This window comes from Streptomyces sp. PR69 (assembly GCF_026420845.1).
In the GTDB taxonomy this organism is placed as follows: Bacteria; Actinomycetota; Actinomycetes; order Streptomycetales; family Streptomycetaceae; genus Streptomyces.
In genome coordinates, this window is the sequence record NZ_JAOWCB010000004.1 from 280,734 (window position 1) to 295,487 (window position 14,754).

13 protein-coding genes, 1 pseudogene and 1 riboswitch are annotated in these 14,754 nt (G+C 68.9%); of the genes and pseudogenes, 7 read left to right on the plus strand and 7 right to left on the minus strand.

What is annotated here, in order from left to right:
- Window positions 1–17 precede the first annotated feature (17 nt).
- The 5 genes from OF819_RS05930 to OF819_RS05950 form a co-directional block, all read right to left on the minus strand.
- The gene (locus tag OF819_RS05930) at window positions 18–1,538 is read right to left on the minus strand and encodes a hypothetical protein (protein ID WP_267242278.1); all 1,521 of its coding nucleotides are present in this window, start codon (window positions 1,536–1,538) and stop codon (window positions 18–20) included.
- A complete protein-coding gene (locus tag OF819_RS05935; RefSeq protein ID WP_267242279.1) occupies window positions 1,535–1,870 on the minus strand; it encodes a helix-turn-helix domain-containing protein in 336 nt (111 codons plus the stop codon). Before OF819_RS05935 ends, OF819_RS05930 begins: the two co-directional genes overlap by 4 nt.
- The gene (locus OF819_RS05940; protein ID WP_267242280.1) at window positions 1,867–3,018 is read right to left on the minus strand and encodes a tyrosine-type recombinase/integrase; all 1,152 of its coding nucleotides are present in this window, start codon (window positions 3,016–3,018) and stop codon (window positions 1,867–1,869) included. Before OF819_RS05940 ends, OF819_RS05935 begins: the two co-directional genes overlap by 4 nt.
- 331 nt (window positions 3,019–3,349) lie before the next feature.
- Window positions 3,350–4,444 carry a hypothetical protein gene (locus tag OF819_RS05945; protein ID WP_267242281.1) on the minus strand — a complete coding sequence of 365 codons (1,095 nt, stop codon included), beginning with the start codon at window positions 4,442–4,444 and terminating at the stop codon, window positions 3,350–3,352.
- Between the two features lie 506 nt (window positions 4,445–4,950).
- On the minus strand, window positions 4,951–5,151 hold the full coding sequence (locus OF819_RS05950) for a hypothetical protein (RefSeq protein WP_266731637.1): 201 nt from the start codon (window positions 5,149–5,151) through the stop codon (window positions 4,951–4,953).
- Window positions 5,152–5,411: 260 nt separating this feature from the next.
- Here OF819_RS05950 and OF819_RS05955 point away from each other — a divergent pair, with 260 nt between their 5' ends.
- Both OF819_RS05955 and OF819_RS05960 read left to right on the plus strand, forming a co-directional pair.
- Window positions 5,412–5,603 (plus strand): hypothetical protein, encoded by a 192-nt coding sequence (locus tag OF819_RS05955; protein ID WP_267242282.1) that lies wholly within the window; start codon window positions 5,412–5,414, stop codon window positions 5,601–5,603.
- 69 nt (window positions 5,604–5,672) lie between these two features.
- Entirely contained in the window at window positions 5,673–7,202 is a 1,530-nt protein-coding gene (locus OF819_RS05960) for a helix-turn-helix domain-containing protein (protein ID WP_267242283.1), read from the plus strand.
- A gap of 131 nt (window positions 7,203–7,333) precedes the next feature.
- Here the strand turns inward: OF819_RS05960 and OF819_RS05965 are convergent, their stop codons facing one another.
- Window positions 7,334–7,483 carry a hypothetical protein gene (locus tag OF819_RS05965; protein WP_267242284.1) on the minus strand — a complete coding sequence of 50 codons (150 nt, stop codon included), beginning with the start codon at window positions 7,481–7,483 and terminating at the stop codon, window positions 7,334–7,336.
- A 23-nt stretch (window positions 7,484–7,506) separates the two neighbouring features.
- Window positions 7,507–7,692, plus strand: a riboswitch (cobalamin riboswitch).
- A gap of 141 nt (window positions 7,693–7,833) precedes the next feature.
- Here OF819_RS05965 and OF819_RS05970 point away from each other — a divergent pair.
- Complete coding sequence (locus tag OF819_RS05970; RefSeq protein WP_267242330.1) at window positions 7,834–8,295, plus strand: acyl-CoA thioesterase; 462 nt, start codon at window positions 7,834–7,836, stop codon at window positions 8,293–8,295.
- Window positions 8,296–8,350: 55 nt separating this feature from the next.
- Here the strand turns inward: OF819_RS05970 and OF819_RS05975 are convergent, their stop codons facing one another.
- A complete protein-coding gene (locus tag OF819_RS05975) occupies window positions 8,351–9,757 on the minus strand; it encodes a short-chain fatty acyl-CoA regulator family protein (RefSeq protein WP_267242285.1) in 1,407 nt (468 codons plus the stop codon).
- Between the two features lie 362 nt (window positions 9,758–10,119).
- Between OF819_RS05975 and aceA the strand changes: the two genes are divergently transcribed.
- The 4 genes and pseudogenes from aceA to OF819_RS05995 all read left to right on the plus strand — a co-directional run.
- Window positions 10,120–11,406 carry an isocitrate lyase gene (aceA, locus tag OF819_RS05980; protein ID WP_267242286.1) on the plus strand — a complete coding sequence of 429 codons (1,287 nt, stop codon included), beginning with the start codon at window positions 10,120–10,122 and terminating at the stop codon, window positions 11,404–11,406.
- Window positions 11,407–11,501: 95 nt separating this feature from the next.
- Window positions 11,502–13,094: a malate synthase A gene (gene aceB / locus OF819_RS05985; RefSeq protein ID WP_267242287.1), complete on the plus strand. Its 1,593-nt coding sequence runs from the start codon at window positions 11,502–11,504 to the stop codon at window positions 13,092–13,094.
- A complete protein-coding gene (locus OF819_RS05990) occupies window positions 13,091–13,963 on the plus strand; it encodes a 3-hydroxybutyryl-CoA dehydrogenase (RefSeq protein WP_267242288.1) in 873 nt (290 codons plus the stop codon). Before aceB ends, OF819_RS05990 begins: the two co-directional genes overlap by 4 nt.
- 135 nt (window positions 13,964–14,098) lie before the next feature.
- A pseudogene (locus OF819_RS05995) lies at window positions 14,099–14,299 on the plus strand (hypothetical protein); the annotation flags it as partial.
- Between the last annotated feature and the right edge of the window lie 455 nt (window positions 14,300–14,754).

The following is a 14,754-nucleotide window of genomic DNA, read 5'->3' on the forward strand; positions in this document are numbered from 1 at the left end:
TCAGCCGTCGTCAGGGCTCAGAGGAACCCAGCCTGCTGGTGATCGCCTATGTTCCCCGGGGGCGTATCGGCTCCAGGTTCCGCCGGTCTCGTTGAGGAGACGGGTGTGGTCTTGTCGTGGGAGCCGAGAGCGTCCGCGACGACGGGAGCCGGCATTTCAAGGAGTTGTTGTCGGATGGCGGCGCCGCGGGCGGCGGCCACCGGGACACCGATCTCGTTGAGGAGTGCGGACAGGTGGTCAGGGCGGAAGGGCTGGCCGGCCCGGCGGCCGGGGAACAGCCAGGGGGACGCCTGGTTGGTGGCGGTGTTCATGTGGTCGCGGTCGGCGATGTAGTCCCGCAGCAGGGAGGCGGCGGGTTCGGGGACGGGTGAGGCCGGTTCCCCGAGCCGCAGGAGTACGGCCTCTCCGTCGTGGATCACATCGTCGACGGTGAGCCGGACGATCCGGGTGAGGGGTTGGGCATAGAGGAGCACGATGACGCCGGCGACGCGGAGGTTCGCCGGTGTGTCCGGGTCGGTCAGCAGCCGGCCGAGGGCGTCCAGGCGCTCGTCTTCGCTCAGCGCGGCTCGCCGGGTGGTCTTCATCGAGGGTATGGAGAGCGAGCGTCGGCAGTGGCGGCTCTGCATGGCCCAGTTGAGGAAGGCCCGAAGGCAATTGCGGCCGTGCTCGCTGTTCTCGGCCCACCAGGCGTCGACGTCGGTCTGACCGCAGGAGGCCAGGGCGGTGTTCCGCCCGGCGAGCCAGGCGAGGAAGGCGGTTGCGTGTTTGATCTGCTCGGCGGCGAAGCGGCGGATGCTGGGGGTGATGTGGCCGCGGTCGGCTCGTGCACGCAGTCGGGGAAGGACGCGCCAGGTCGCGAAGAGCCTGATCGTCTTCGCGTGCTCGGGGTCAGCGATATCGGCCAGATGACCGGGCAGCCAGCGCTGGAAGGAACAGATGTACTTGTCGACGGCGGGCAGGACCCCACTCGCCATCAGCAGTTCTTCCAGGTGAGCGGCCGACCGCCAGGGCTGGAGTTCGTGGAAGGCGTCGTGCGTCAGCGGGATCTGGCCGAGGCCGAGCTGCCGGAGCCGCTCGGAGGCGTTTCCCGGTTGGTCTCGGCGCATGGCCAGCCAGGCCAGCCCGCTGCTGGGCTTGTCCATCGCCACCAGCAGGTCGAACAGCGGTGTCAGTTCCGGGCGGACGCGGCCGGTGCCGTCGTCCAGCAGAGTGGTGAGCCGATCGGCGAGCGTGCAGCGTTCGCAGAGCCGCCCACGCAGGAGCTTGCCTTCGAAGCCGCAGCGTGAGCAGTCGAAGGTCTGGGAGAAACCGGCGCAGGTCGCGCAGATCGCGGCGCCGTCGCCGGGGCGGAGGCCGGGAAGTGCCCGGTCCTGGCCGCATCCGGGGCAGGTGCCCCGTGTCCGGACCGCGCGGTCCGAGCAGGTCCGGCAGACGTATCCGTCCGGCCAGCGGGCGGCGAACCAACCATGACGTTCGCAGCGGGCGCAGGTGCGCTTGTGCCAGCGTTCGCACTCTTCAGGGGTGTAGGCGGGGCTCATGCGTCGGGCAGGATGCGGGCCGCGCGGGGCCGCAGCTTGGCGACGTTCGCGGACAGGGCCGGAAGGTCGCCGGTGGCGGTCTTGCGGACCCCTGCGTTCTCGGCGGTGGTGGCTACCAGGTCGGCCGGGGTGCAGGCGAGGATGTCGCAGAGCGCGGCCATGACCTGCAACGACAGCCGTTCCGGGGTGCCGGAGACCAGACGGTGGACCTGGGAGGCGGACAGGTCGATCCCGCGTTCACGCAGCAGCGGGACCAACTCGGTGGCTGTGAAGATCTGATGCTGGGCCATCACCTCGCGCAGCCGCCAGGTGTAGCCGACCTTACGCTTCATGCGTTCCTCCCGTTCCGGGTCTGAAGGGCCGCGGCGATGGTGTCGTCCAGGTGCCGGCGCAGGGTTCGGGTGCGGAAGTCCGACGAGACACAGGTGTAGATGGAGGTGGTGCTGGCGTGCTCGTGACCGACCTGTTCCTGGACGAAGCGGGGGTCCCAGCCGTCCTCGATCAGGTGGGTGACGTAGGACCTTCGCAGCGAGTGGAAGTCCAGTCCGTCGTCCAGGCCCAGGGCCTCGCGGTATGCCTTGAAACGGGAGTTGATCCGCTGGCAGCCGATCCGCAGACCCCGTTCGGACGGCCAGGCGGCCGGATTGCCGTCAGCCCCGAAGTGGGGCCGGACCTCGGTGAACCACTCGTCGAGGACATCCGGGGTCCAGTCGAACACGGTCAGCACCCCGCGGCGCTTGGGCGGCGAGCCCTTCTTCGCCTTGCCGAACCGCACCTGGCATCGGCCGTACTCGCCGAACTCGGCCCCGTGCGGGTTCCGGCCGAAGTCGGCCGCGTCGAGCATCCGTGTCTCGTTGCGCCGGGTCCCGTAGGCGTAGGCCGTCTTGAACACAGTGGCGTCCCGAAAAGCTGGCAGCCAGCCCTTGCGGCCCAGCGAGCGGATGCGCGCGACCTCGTCGTCGCAGTAGGCGAAGAAGGCGTGCAGCTCAGCCTTGGTGAACGCCCGCTTCTTCGGGTCGGACTCGTTGTCCTGGACATGCACTGCGGTGTTCCACTCGTGCACCACCTGGACCGGGTGAGTGCCGAAGCGTTCCTCGCAGGTGGCGGTCCACTCATAGAGGGGGTCGGTCACGAAGTGGCAGAAGGACCGGACGGCCTCGGAGTACGAACGGATCGTCGAGCGCTTCAGATCGCGCAGTGAGCGCAGGTCCCCGAGCCACTCGTCGACCATCGCCGGCGTCCAGTTCCATGGGTAGGTGTTCACGTACGCGGCGAACGCCTTCACCGCGTTCTCCCGTCCCTCCACGGTCGTCCGGGCCAGATTCCGCGCCAGCTGCTGATTGGCGAACCCCGTCAGCATCGCAGTGAAGACCTGTTCCTCCGGCCGCAGCAACGCGACCCCGTCCACCAGATGCAGCCTCGCCGCACCCGGTATCGACCCGTTGAACCCCACCGATCCACCACTCTCCGTGACTCGCATCAGATGCGAGGAAATCGCATCCTATGCGAGTCGCCAGGAAACCAGCAGTTCAGCCCCCTGCGTGAGTGGCAGCAAGGCTCCGCGTGCCGCTACTGTCACCGGTAGCTCGGGCACCCAACGTGACCACCCCGCAGCATGGTTGATGCCCTCCTTCGGAGCGATTCGCATACCGTCGCCAATTCGCATCTGATGCAATTGACGGTGATTGGATCAATGGAACCGTGATTGACGCTGAGATTGATCTCTAAATCGGCGGATACACCCCTGCGGGACGTGGACGCATGCGGTCGGGCCGGCGTCGGGAAGGAGTGGTTCCTGACCCGGGCCCGGGTCACCACCTCTGGGGCTGCACAAATCCGCCGAAGGGCCGACGCCACTCGTTGGTGGCGTCGCGCCTCTTGAGTACTTCCTCGACGACCGGACCCGCCTCTTTATCGAATGCGCCGTCCCGGAGCACCACGCGGTGACAGACCATGCCGCTGCTGTCCTCCTCAAAGTCCTTCCACTTCCCGCTGTCGTACCGCTTGGAGGGCCGGTGTACGTCGAGGAGCTGGAAGGCTTCGAGTGGCTTGTGCGTCTCGTAGGTGTCGCGGCCGACGCCGTAGAAGCCGTGGCGCACGTTGCTCAGCACGTACCCGACTGTCATTGGGGCTCTGCCCTCGGGAGCCACGTGCATGGCGTCAAACTTCATGACGTCGAACCACATCAGCAGGGCCGCGATCTCGCTGTTGGTGAGCACGTGGACCCAGCCGTTGGTAAAGAACCCGACGGGGATCTCAAGGAAGCGCTCGTCATCGGCCGGCACGGTGTACGGGATGCTCGCGGCGCCGGTGTCCTTGCTCTTTCCGTTCTCGCACAGGAGCAGAACGCCACGGCGGACCTGCCCCTTAATCCCGGTTGCCGACTTGAGTAGCCCCATCTCCTCAAGTGCCTTCATCGCTTGGGCGATCTGCCTGATCTTGTTCGTGCGGACCGAGGACGCCTGGACGCCGGGCCCGGCGTACTTGGCGACGGTCGCCACCAAGCCTTCCCAGGAATCGGTCTTCTGGGCGTCCGGCTCGATCGGGTACGGCTGGGGCCACTCCTTGCCGACCGCCGCCTCGCACTGCGCCGCAAACAGCATCAGGAGGTACAGCTTCAGGGTGAGCCCTTTCGGCGTGATCATCTGTGCGGAGAGCGGGCGCTCGGCCCGAGGCAGCGGCTTCCTCTCGGTCTCGACCGTCCCACCGAACTTCTCCAGCCTCACGAAGGACCGCCGCACGCGCACAACCTGCGGCTTCTTGCCTCGCGCGTGGATCTCGCGGGCCTTCTTGATCGCATCGGGGAGCTCGCCCCCCATCAACGCCTGTAGCTGGTCCTTGCGGATCTCGACCTTGCCATCCCGCTCCTGCGCCACAGCTGCCCTCAAAAAGTCTGACGGTTTCACCGCTACCGTTTGATCCGCATGGCTTCGCTATCCAGTTTCAATGTCATCTTCAACTTTGACTATCGACTCGACGCCATGCGGATCAATCCGTCGACCAGTGTACCTCAGACCCTGTCAAGTCCGCCGCACCATGGATCTCACGAGCTGGAACCCCAGCCGTTGAGGTCCCACAGGCCCAGGACAGAGAGCCGGCAAGCAGAACTGCCCTGGTACCTGTACGCACAGGAAAGAGGTATTCCTCCTGACTACCACCGACGGTACCCCAGTAGATCCGACAGAGCGCCAGCCCTTCGTCTCCGTGAGCAGGAGGCGCCCCGAGGGAGCACTCGCCTGGTGCCAGTTCGGGTTCTCCGTTCTCTGCGTTGGTTCCGGGGTCGCCTTTTGCTTCACCGGCTTCCCCTTCGTCGGCGGCCCGCTCATCACCGCCGGAACGTGCCTTCACGTCAAGGTCGAGATCAACCCTCGCTGACACCAGCGGTTGATCTTGAAGTAAGAGGACCCCGGCATCACCGGGGTCCTCTGCCGTTGTAGCGGGCGGCGGCGCCGCTGGTCAGGTTCGCTCGCGGCGGGAAGAGTTCGAGGAGGCGTTCCTTCTGGCGGGCACCGAGGCCCTGGACGCGGCGGAGCGCCTGGGAGTATCCAGGGACGTCGCTGAAGGGGATGTGGTTCGCCTTCAGACGCTCGGGGGCTGCTGGCAGCCGTCTCACCCAATCCAGCCCTCGCAGGTCAACGCGACACCGCCGGCTAACTTCGCTGAGACAGGACAACGCCTGCGCCCTGTTGCGGCGCCGACTCGATCACAAGCATGCGCAGGCGTCGCGCACAACCGGACAACACCGGAGGAACGGGCCGAATCCGCTCGACCTCGCGCGGCGGCCGACGGCTCAACGCGACCCGTACGGCGGCGCTCTCATTGCCGACCGGGCGGCGGCCACGCAGCATCGGATGCCTGCTCAACAGCGCGCATGTGATCCTTTACACACACGACGCCGAAGCCGACCGGGCGTTCATACGCGACGACCTGGAGCGCACACTCGCCCGGCTGGCCGAGCGCGGCGTGTCTCACGGTCGCCAACCGGCCGCGGCCAGGAGCTTCTCGCGGCGGTCCGCATGCCCGGCGGAGCCGAACTCCCGCTGTATGGGCCACATCACCCGGTAGCCAACGGACTGTCACCCTGATGGCCCACCCCTGCGCGATCGCATCTCATATCTGAGATAGCCTGCCGCCATGGCAGATGACTACCTCGTACGCATCGGCAAGCTCATCCGTGACGCCCGTCAGCACCGGGGCTGGACACAGACGCAGCTCGCCGAAGCACTCGGCACCAGCCAGAGCGCCGTCAACCGCATTGAGCGCGGCAATCAGAACATCAGTCTTGAGATGATCGCCCGAATCGGTGAGGCGCTGGACAGCGAGATCGTGTCGCTCGGCTATGCCGGACCCATGCATCTGCGCGTCGTCGGCGGACGCCGGCTCTCCGGCTCGATCGACGTCAAGACGAGCAAGAACGCCTGTGTGGCGCTGCTCTGCGGCTCGCTGCTGAACAAGGGACGCACGGTGCTGCGCCGCGTCGCCCGCATCGAAGAGGTCTACCGGCTGCTGGAGGTGCTCAACTCCATCGGCGTACGGACACGTTGGATCAACGACGGCGTGGACCTGGAGATCGTGCCGCCTGCCGACCTCGACCTGGACGCGATGGACGCGGAGGCGGCCCGCCGCACCCGGTCGATCATCATGTTCCTGGGGCCGCTGCTGCACCGGCTGGACGCTTTCCGGCTGCCGTACGCGGGCGGCTGCGATCTGGGCACCCGCACCATCGAGCCGCATATGATCGCGCTGCGCCGCTTCGGCCTCGACATCACCGCGACAGAGGGCCTCTACCACGCCCAGGTGGACCGGTCGGTCACCCCCGGCCGTCCGATCGTGCTGACCGAACGCGGCGACACGGTGACCGAGAACGCGCTGCTGGCGGCCGCCCGCCATGACGGCGTCACCGTCATCCGCAACGCCTCCTCCAACTACATGGTCCAGGACCTCTGCTTCTTCCTGAAGGCGCTGGGCGTGAAGGTCGAGGGCGTGGGCACCACCACGCTCACCGTGCACGGTGTGCCGAACATCGACGTGGATGTGGACTACTCCCCCTCCGAGGACCCGGTCGAGGCGATGAGCCTGCTGGCCGCCGCGGTGGTCACCGAGTCCGAGCTGACGATCCGTCGCGTCCCCATCGAGTTCCTGGAGATCGAGCTCGCGGTGCTGGAGGAGATGGGCCTGGACCACGACCGCTCGGCCGAATACCCCGCGGACAACGGCCACACCCGTCTCGTGGACCTGACGGTGCGCCCCTCCAAGCTGGAAGCGCCGATCGACAAGATCCACCCCATGCCCTTCCCCGGCCTCAACATCGACAATGTGCCCTTCTTCGCGGCGATCGCGGCGGTGGCGCAGGGTCAGACCCTCATTCACGACTGGGTCTACGACAACCGCGCCATCTACCTCACCGACCTCAACCGCCTCGGCGGCCGCCTCCAGCTCCTCGACCCCCACCGCGTCCTGGTCGAAGGCCCCACCCGCTGGCGCGCCGCCGAAATGATGTGCCCGCCCGCCCTGCGCCCCGCGGTGGTCGTCCTGCTGGCGATGATGGCGGCCGAGGGCACGTCCGTGCTGCGCAACGTCTATGTCATCAACCGCGGGTACGAGGAGCTGGCGGAGCGGCTGAACTCGGTGGGCGCGCAGATCGAGATCTTCCGCGACATTTGATGTGCGAATGCCGCCGTACCCGGTCTGACCTGCTATTTAGCGGGGCAGGGAGTGGTACGGCGGCATCTCTGGGACTTTGGGCCTGCGGCGGGCTACGAGCCGCGCTCCACAGGCTCTGTCGCCAGCCGCGGCTACGCGAAGATCGCCTCGATGGCGGCGCTGCCCCGTGCGCCGGCTCGCAACAGGAAGTGGGAGTACTTCCGCAGCGTGAACCCCGGGTCGGAGTGCCCCAGCCAGCGCGCCGGGGATGCGGAGCACGTGCGGTAAGCCCGCTCGCGCACTGCCGTACGCTGGCCGGTGCAGTTGGTTCGCCCCGTCCGCCAGGCGGGAGCGTCGTAAGAGGGAACCCGGTGGGAATCCGGGACTGCCCCGCAGCGGTGAGCGGGAACGACCGCCGTCATACGCACTGGAAGCCGAGGGCTTCTGGGAAGCGACGGCCAGTAGGCGCCTGACGAAGGTCAGGTGTGCCCGCGAGTCCGAAGACCTGCCACAGCCCGTGCCCCACCGGGTGCGGCCACACCGGACCTCGAGGGCGGGTCGGCGGCGGCAGGGGTGATGTGGACCGCCCCGTCCTTCGCGCGCATCCGGCCATCGAGGTCGTCGAGAACTCGCGAAGGAGAGTTCCGTGACCATGGACGCTCGACTGCCCGTCGGCCCTGCCCACAAGGCCCCGGCCGACTCGTGCGTGACCCTCGCCCACATCATGAGCGAGCACGACACCAACCTCTACGGCACCATCCACGGCGGCGTCATCATGAAGTTGATCGACGACGCCGCGGCAGCCGCCGCCGGCCGCCATGCGGACGGCCCAGCGGTGACCGTCTCGGTCAACCGCATGACCTTCCTCGCCCCGGTGCGGGCCGGTGATCTGCTTACCGTGCATGCGGAACTGGATCGGGCCGGACGCACCTCGATGGACGTCGGCGTCCGCGTCACCGCAGAGCGGTGGAATGCCTCCGGGCCTGCCGCCAACGTCGCCACCGCCCAGCTGACCTTCGTCGCCATCGACGCCGAGAGCCGCCCATGCCCGGTCCCGCCCCTCAGCGCCGTGGGCACCGCGAACACATGCGGCGGCACAACAGAGGGGTCGTGAGAGACGGCGGGGGCACTCCATCGGCGAGCGCCCCCGCCGTACAGCCACTGCCGGTTCAGGGTGTGGGTGCGATGGGGTAGGGCACGAAGGTCGTGCTGTTCTCGTCGATGGCGAGCTTCTGTCCGAGCGGCGGCACGGCGCGCTGCGGGCAGTCGAGGCGTTCGCAGACGCGGCAGCCCATGCCGATCGGGGTGGCGGCCGAGGCGTTGTCCAGGTCCAGGCCGTCGGAGTACACGAGCCGCGAGGCATGCCGGATCTCACAGCCGAGCCCGATCGCGAACGTCTTGCCGGGCTCGCCCCAGCCACCGCGGCTGCGGGTGAGGGCGCGGGCGGTCCACAGGTACCGCTGTCCGTCGGGCATGGCAGCGATCTGGACATGGATGCGGCCGGGCGCGGCGAAGGCTTCGTAGACGTTCCACAGCGGGCAGGTTCCGCCGGCCCGGGAGAAGTGGAAACCGGTCGCGGACTGACGTTTGGACATGTTGCCCGCACGGTCCACGCGAACGAAGGAGAAGGGCACCCCCCGCAGTCGCGGGCGCTGGAGGGTGCTCAGGCGGTGGCAGACCGTCTCATAGCCGAGGCCGAAGCGGTCGGTGAGACGTTCGATGTCGTACCGCACCTCCTCGGCCGCGCCGTGGAAGGCGGTGTACGGCAGGATCAGCGCGGCGGCGAAGTAGTTGGCCACCCCGATCCGCGCCAGCTTCCACGTGGTGGAGCCCTCGTCGAAGTCCTCGGAGGCGTGCCGGGAGAGTTCGTCGCCGTACTCCAGCAGGGCCAGCTGGGTGGCCATGCGAAATGCCTGCTGGCCCGGGCGCAGACGGGGCGAAAGATGCAGCGTACGGTCCCGCGGGTCGTAGTGGTGCGGGCTGTCCCCGTCGGCCGCGATGCGTACGCCGTGCCGGTCGGCGAGGCGGGCGGTCAGGGCCCGCAGGATCTCGCCGGGCCGGATGCCGGCGGCGGCCGCCAGCTCCTCGGCGGCGGTGTCGGCGTCGTGCAGGTAGTTCCGGCGGCGGTAGAAGAGCTCGCGGATCTCCTCGTGTGGAGTGCGGGGTGCGGCCGTATCGGCGGTGGCGGCGCGGTCATCGGTTGCCTCGGCGAGCCGCTCGCCCAGGTCCTGGTTGCTGCGGCTCAACCGCAGCAGCACTTCCCCGACTGCGGGCAGCCGGGAGGCGAGTTCCGACAGGTCGGCGGCGGAGACGCGGCCAGCGGCCACCTCGTCGGCCATGGCTTCGCGCAGGTCGGCCATGAGGCGGCTGGTGTCGCGCTCGGAGAAGAAGGCGGCGTCGACACCGAACGCCTCGGTCAGCCGCAGGAGGACGGGCACGGTCAGCGGACGGGAGTCGTGCTCCATCTGATTCAGATAACTCGGCGAGATCGCGAGGACCCGGGCCAGCTCCGCCTGGCTCATCCGCCGGTCCTCGCGCAGCCGACGCAGCCGCGCCCCCGCATAGGTCTTGCTCATCCCAGCCCCTTTCGCCGCGACCCACAGCCTAGGGGAAGGGGTGCCGGAAAGGTCCTTCGCAATCTTGGCAAAGAGGGCATGGAAGATTCGCAGAAGTTGGCAGAGCGCCAAGCTTGATGGCACTCAGTGCCACTGTCAGAGTCGTGGTGCGGCCCGCCGGTCCCCGGCGACCGGGACGGAACTCCGGGCACGATCTCATGCCGTGACGTCGGCGATCCCGGCAGTTCCGTCCCGGCGGCTCGTCGACATTGCTCTCCTCCGCTCACGAGCCAGGGCACGCCGGGCCGCACACCAAGCGAAGCGGAAACGCCTTCGCACTCTTCACAGATGATCTTCGGTTTCGATCCCCTCAGGAGACGGCCATGGCGCAGACAGGGACACAAGCGGCGGCACAGGAGCTGGCCCGACGGTGGGCCACGGACCCCCGCTGGAACGGCATCGAGCGCACCTACAGCGCGGACGACGTCGTGCGGCTGTCCGGCAGTGTCCGCGAGGAGCACACCCTGGCCCGGCGGGGCGCCGAGCGGCTGTGGCGCCAGCTGCACGAGCGGGACTACGTCCACGCGCTGGGCGCGCTGACCGGCGGCCAGGCCGTGCAGCAGGTGAAGGCCGGGCTGCAGGCCATCTATCTCTCCGGCTGGCAGGTCGCCGCCGATGCCAACCAGGCCGGTCACACCTACCCCGACCAGAGCCTGTACCCGGTCAACTCCGTTCCGCAGGTGGTGCGCCGGATCAACAACGCGCTGCTGCGCGCCGACCAGATCGCCACCGCCGAGGGCGGGACGGACACCACGGACTGGCTGGCGCCGATCGTCGCCGACGCCGAAGCCGGCTTCGGCGGCCCGCTGAACGCCTTCGAGCTGACCAAGGCGATGATCGCCGCGGGCGCGGCGGGCATCCACTACGAGGACCAGCTCGCCTCGGAGAAGAAGTGCGGCCACCTGGGCGGTAAGGTACTGGTGCCGACGTCGCAGCACATCCGCACCCTGAACGCGGCCCGGCTCGCCGCCGACATCGCGGACGTCCCGACCCTGATCGTGGCCCGCACGGACGCCCTCGCCGCGAACCTGCTGACCAGCGACGTGGATGAGCGCGACGCCCAGTTCGTCACCGGTGAGCGTACCGCGGAGGGCTTCTACCGGGTCCGGAACGGCATGGCCCCGGTCATCGCGCGTGGCCTGGCCTACGCCCCGTACGCCGATCTGATCTGGGTGGAGACCGGCACCCCGGACCTTGCTCAGGCCCGGGAGTTCGCCGAGGCGATCCACGCCCGGTACCCGGACCGGATGCTGGCGTACAACTGCTCGCCGTCCTTCAACTGGAAGGCCGCGCTGGACGACGACCAGATCGCCAAGTTCCAGCGCGAGCTGGGCGCGATGGGCTACCGCTTCCAGTTCATCACCCTGGCCGGCTTCCACTCCCTCAACCACGGCATGTTCGACCTCGCCCGCGGTTACGCCGAGCACGGCATGACCGCCTACGTCGACCTGCAGGAACGCGAGTTCGCCGCCCAGAAGCACGGCTTCACCGCGGTCAAGCACCAGCGCGAGGTCGGCACCGGCTACTTCGACCTGGTCTCCACCGCCGTCAACCCGGCCTCCTCGACCACGGCACTGTCCGGCTCCACCGAGGAAGAGCAGTTCCACTAGGCACTCCTTGCCCAGCCCGCTCGTCGGCCCGCGTTCAGGTGAGGGCCGAACGCCCGTCTCGTCCGGCCCTTACCCCTCCCCCTCAGGAGACCCGCATGTCCACCAACGCAACTACCCACCGGGCCCAGGTCCTCGGGGCGCCGGGCGACCGCTACGAGGAGATCCTCACTCCCGAGGCCCTGGACTTCATCGGACGTCTGGCCGCGGCCTTCGCGGACAGGCGCCTGGAACTCCTCAAGGAGCGGCGGCGCCTGTCGGCCCACCTGGCCTCGGGCAGGCCACTGGACTTCTCCCGCGCCACCTCACCCGTCCGTGACGATCCCGACTGGCGCGTCGCCCCGCCCGCCCCCGGACTGACCGACCGCCGAGTGGAGATCACCGGCCCGCCCGAGCGGCGGATGACCATCAACGCCCTCAACTCCGGCGCGCAGGTGTGGTTGGCCGACTTCGAGGATGCCACCGCACCCACCTGGGACAACGTCATCGGCGGTCAGCTGAACCTGCTCGACGCCTGTCAGCGCCGCATCGACTTCACCTCCCCCGGGGGCAAGGAATACCGGCTCGATGACCGGCTCGCGACCATCGTGGTCCGCCCGCGCGGCTGGCACCTCGTGGAGGAGCATCTGGAGTTCGACGGCCGCCCCGTCCCCGCCTCCCTCGTCGACTTCGGCCTGTACTTCTTCCACTGCGCCCAGCGCCAGATCGACGCCGGGTACGGCCCGTACTTCTATCTCCCCAAGCTGGAGAACCGGTACGAAGCCCGCCTGTGGAACGACGTCTTCCTCCTCGCCCAGGACCTGCTCGGCATCCCCCGCGGCACCGTCCGAGCCACCGTCCTCATCGAGACGGTCACCGCCGCCTTCGAGATGGAGGAAATCCTCTACGAGCTGCGCGAGCACAGCGCCGGCCTCAACGCGGGCCGCTGGGACTACCTCTTCAGCCTGATCAAGACCTTCGGCCACCGCACCGACTTTCTGCTTCCCGACCGGGCCAGGGTCACCATGACCGCCCCGTTCATGCGCGCCTACACCGAACTCCTCGTACGCACCTGTCACAAGCGCGGCGCCCACGCCATCGGCGGCATGGCCGCCCACGTCCCCAGCCGCGACGCGGCCGCGAACGAGGCCGCCCTCGCCAAGGTCCGGCTCGACAAGGAGCGCGAGGCCGAGGACGGCTTCGACGGCTCGTGGGTCGCCCACCCCGGACTCGTCCCCGTCTGCCGTGAGGTCTTCGACGGTGTTCTCGGCGACCGTCCGCACCAGATCGAACGCACCCGCGACGACGTCGACGTCCAAGCCGCCGACCTCCTGTCGGTACGCCGCATCAGCGCCCCGCCCACCGAGGAAGGTGTCCGCGCCAACATCGCCGTCGCGCTGCGCTACTTCGACGCCTGGCTGCGCGGCCATGGCGCGGTCGCCCTGTACGGGCTGATGGAGGACGCGGCCACCGCCGAGATCGCCCGTTGCCAGGTCTGGCAGTGGCTGCGCCACGGCGTCGTAGACCGCGACATGGTGATCAAGATTCTCGAGTGCGAGGCGGCCGCCTTGGCCAAGGAGGCCCCGGCGGCACTCACCGCCGAGGCCCGCGCGATCTTCGTGACCACCGCCCTCGGCCGGGACCTGCCCGAGTTCTTCACCACCGACGCCTACGCCCGCCACCTCGTGCGGCGCGGAACGGAGCAGGCATGACCACCACCGGTATCCAGCGCGTGGGCGTCGTCGGCGGCGGCCAGATGGGGGCCGGGATCGCCGAGGTCTGCGCCCGCGCCGGTCTCGACACAGTCGTCTGCGAGGCGGACGCCACCGCCGCCCGCGGAGCCCAGGAGCGTGTGACGGTGTCCCTCGAAAGGGCTGTCCAGCGTGGCAAGCTCGACCGCCTCTCTGCCGAGGATGCCCTGGCCCGGCTCGTCTTCACCAGCAGCCTCGACGACCTCGCCGACCGGCAGCTCGTCATCGAGGCCGTCATCGAGAACACCGACGCGAAGACCGAGATCTTCGCCGCCCTCGACAAGATCGTCGAAGACCCGGGGGCGATCCTGGCCACCAACACCTCCGCCATTCCGGTGATGCGCTTGGGCATGGCAACCCACCGCGCCGACCGGGTCCTGGGGCTGCACTTCTTCAATCCGGTGCCCGTCCTGCCCCTGGTGGAGGTCGTGGCGTCCCTCCACACCGCGCCGGAGACCGTGACGGCCGTCGAGGAGTTCGCCCGCCACACGCTCGGCAAGACCGCGATCCGCTCCCAGGACCGGGCCGGCTTCGTCGTCAACGCACTGCTGATCCCCTACCTGCTCTCCGCCATCCGCATGACGGAATCCGGCTTCGCCACCGCCGCCGACGTGGACGCCGGCATGGAACTCGGCTGCGCCCACCCCATGGGTCCGCTCAAGCTCGCCGATCTCATCGGTCTGGACACGGTCGCCTCCATCGCGGAGTCGTTGTACGACGAGTTCAGGGAACCCCTGTACGCCCCGCCGCCCCTGCTCCAGCGGATGGTCCAGGCCGGGCTGCTCGGACGGAAGACCGGCCGCGGGTTTCACACCTACGCCCGGGGCTGAGGGGCCCCGGTTGCCGCCGGGGCTGAGGGGCCCGGGCTGCTGTGGACGCGGGCGCGGAGCGAGGAATGAGGGGCCGCTCCGCGCTCCGCCGCGGTTCCGCCTGGCAGGCGTGCCCGCGAGTGAGAAGACCTGCCGAAGAAGGCCATCGGGGGCTACTGGAAGGGCCGCGTCACCGCCGGCGCCCTGAAGGAGACCGCGGCGGGCCTGCCCCGCGCCGACTGGCGGCAGCTCGCCGATGCCGTCATGCACGAGGTGGCGACCGGCGACTTCTCGTACTACGACCACGTCCTGGACGCCAGTCTCATGGTCGGCGCGATCCCCGCCCGGCACCGCGCCGTCGACGCGAGCAAGAGACATCCGCCCGCTTCTGGAAGCCCACGGTGTCCCCGCCTCCCCGCCTCAACAGCCCGTTTCCGCACACGGGAAGACGTCACCAGGTTCCTCGACCCCGACAAAACCAAGATCAAACCGACGTGTTGTTTCCCGGCAAGGGGAGATCGCCGAGGCGACGTTCACCAGCGCGGATCGCGTCCGGGACGTGATCCACATCCGTGCGCACCGCAGCCGCGCGGCCGGCCGCGGAGGGTGGTCCGCCGCCCGGGGCGCCGTCCTGGCACGAGGAGCTCCGGGGCCGCACGGTCGTCGTGAAGCTCGGTGGCAACGCGATGGTGGACGAGACGCTTGTGAAGCGTTCGCCCGCGATGCCGTGGAGCTGCGGCACGCCAGCCTGCTCGCGGGCACCGCGCGCTCACGGCCGGCCGGTGTCGTGGCCGGCCGTGAGCGAGGACCGC